We start from the raw sequence: 1,513 nt of genomic DNA on the forward strand, positions 1-1,513 counted from the left end.
ACGGGCCTACGAGCATCCAAGTACCATAAAGAAGTTAAAGAAGAAACCAATATTTTGAAAGAAAAAGTAAAGAAATAGACCTCGCATAATGTAGCCTATGCAAAAAAGCCCCGGTGGTTCTTCGATTTTCCACCGGGGCTTTTCTACATAAGCTGCTCATACATTATGCGAAGTCTTGGTGTGCTATACGGCCTATTTCTTGCGTTAAGTTCGATTTTCAATTTAGAGAGGCAAATTTATGGCAGTTCGGTATTACGAAGTTCCAAAAACTTTTTCAGAATGGAGACAATTTGCACGATACACAATTGACGATTGCGTAATTGTTTTTCAGGTATCAAAAAAACAGTCAAAAATTGGGAATGTGGAAAAATACAACCGCCTCGAGCGGTTTTTATTTGCTTACAGCTTTTTTCCGGACGGTTAGATTTTTTAGGAAAACAATGGCGAGGTTTTAGGATTTTACCTGATTGCATTGAATCGGATGCTGGCGATTTTGTCCGGGCCAACGAAATTAAAGCATTACGGTACGCCATGCAAGCAGTCAATATACAACGAGACCGAAAATGCCGAATGAATGAAAATAGAAAAGGCGTTGTAGAACCGTTAGATATTGATAATAAAGCGTTTAATGTAACGATAATAGACGAAGCAGCAAGAAAAAAAGCTGAAAAGAAAAACCTTAAAGCAAAAAACATAAATACGGGAAAATCTAAAAAAATACCGACAAAAGATTAGCATAAAACGTTACGCTATTTTGCTTGTTCATAAAGTGTTTTACATTTTGAACCATCACAAGTAACGGTTTTCTTCCACTTAGTTGTAGTCTGTTGAGCGGCAATACTTAAAGGAACTTGAATCTGATTAGGCAGAGATACAGGTAAAGCTTTTTCTATTTCGGTCATTTCTTCAAGATTAGTCAAAGCTACCAAGGTTAAAGTCTTGGTGGCTGTAGTCATTTTGAAATACTTTAAGGTATTCATACCAATCAGCACTTCATCCAGATAAGAATTAACACTACCTTCCAGGTTATTAATTTCCACTGTACCAAATTTTAAACTATCAATATGGGTTTTCTGCGCGGTAACAACACCACCTGCTGTTTGAGCCTGAAAAGATGCTCCCAAAGGTAAACCAGCAGCCAAAGCGAGTTTAGTTGGAACGGTAGTATGAGTAGCACCGGTATCAATCATAAAGGGCATTGAAACGTTATTAATTAATACTGTGCCTCGATAATGGCCTTGAATATCAGCGTACAAAATTATCCCGCCCGGAATCACTTCAGGTTTGTTCTTATTAGGAAAAAGATTAAATAAAAACAAAAAAATAGCCAAGATAAAAAGGCTAATGAATAAGGATTTCAATGCACTATGAGTATAAGTGCTTTTATTAAATAAATCGGAATTTTCTTGTGGCGTTCTTAATTGATTAGGACTTTCGCTACCCTCCCGAATAAGCCTTAATTCTGGGATTACGCAGTTCAGTTCGCAAATAGTCGGAAAACAAATCGTCCCGG

The 1,513-nt window shown here is 37.1% G+C and carries 2 protein-coding genes; one reads left to right on the forward strand and one right to left on the reverse strand.

From position 1 onward, the window contains the following. Nucleotides 1-312: 312 nt before the first annotated feature. Nucleotides 313-735, forward strand: a complete 423-nt coding sequence (locus tag EKO24_RS06210) for a hypothetical protein (protein WP_127030804.1) — start codon at nt 313-315, stop codon at nt 733-735. 14 nt (nt 736-749) lie between these two features. On the opposite strand, the gene EKO24_RS06215 is transcribed toward EKO24_RS06210, so the two are convergent. After that, nucleotides 750-1,513 (reverse strand): retropepsin-like aspartic protease family protein (locus EKO24_RS06215; protein ID WP_143733185.1); only part of this gene is annotated, 764 nt, incomplete at its 5' end.

This window comes from Candidatus Methylobacter oryzae (assembly GCF_003994235.2).
Classification (GTDB): domain Bacteria; phylum Pseudomonadota; class Gammaproteobacteria; order Methylococcales; family Methylomonadaceae; genus Methylobacter_A; species Methylobacter_A oryzae.